This is a genomic window from Burkholderia sp. HI2761 (assembly GCF_002223355.1).
Taxonomy (GTDB): domain Bacteria; phylum Pseudomonadota; class Gammaproteobacteria; order Burkholderiales; family Burkholderiaceae; genus Burkholderia.
Genome location: NZ_NKFN01000029.1, coordinates 1 through 844 on the forward strand (window position 1 = coordinate 1; position 844 = coordinate 844).

Genomic DNA, 844 nt, shown 5'->3' on the forward strand with positions numbered 1-844 from the left:
TATTCGGCATTCGCAATGAACGGAGCATCCCGGTTTGGGAGCGCCTGTATCATGAGGGCGGTATAGAAGCCTTGATGCCTCGTCGCCGAGGACGTCCCCCGAAGATGACCACCTTGCCGCCACCGAAGCCTACCGATGATGCCGCGCAGAAAGAGCCGAGCCGCGAGGAACTGCTCAAGGAAATCGTGTATTTGCGCGCGGAGGTGGCATACCTAAAAAAGCTCGATGCGCTGCTGCAATCAAAGAAGCAGACAGCGCCCAGGAAAAAACGCAAATAATACGTGAGCTTAGGCAATGCCATCCGGTAGCCGCGTTACTGAAGGCGGCAGGTCTGGCACGCAGCACGTTCTATTACCAACTCAAGGTATTGGATGCTGGCGATCGGTATGCGGATCTCAAAGTGAAGATCCGGAGCGTGTACGACCACCACAAGGGCCGTTACGGCTATCGGCGAATCACGACAGTGATCCGGCAAGCGGGACACGCGATCAATCACAAGACCGTGCAGCGGTTGATGGGACAACTGCAGTTGAAATCTCTGGTACGCCCGAAGAGATATCGTTCCTGGCGAGGCGAAGTCGGCCGCGTTGCCCCAAATCTACTGCGGCGGCAGTTTGATGCTGAACGCCCGAATCAGAAGTGGGTGACCGACGTGACCGAATTCAATGTAGGGGGCCAAAAGCTCTATCTGTCGCCGGTAATGGACTTGTACAACGGGGAGATCGTCGCTTACCAAATGGATGAGCGCCCGAGCTTCGAGTTGGTCAGCGGCATGTTGAAGAAGGCGGTGGCCAAGCTCGATGATGAAGGACGGCCGTTACTGCATTCGGATCAAGGCTGGCAG

Annotated in this window: 1 pseudogene; it reads left to right on the forward strand. The window is 56.3% G+C overall.

What is annotated here, in order from left to right:
* A pseudogene (locus CFB46_RS34975) lies at positions 1-844 on the forward strand (IS3-like element ISBmu5 family transposase); the annotation flags it as partial.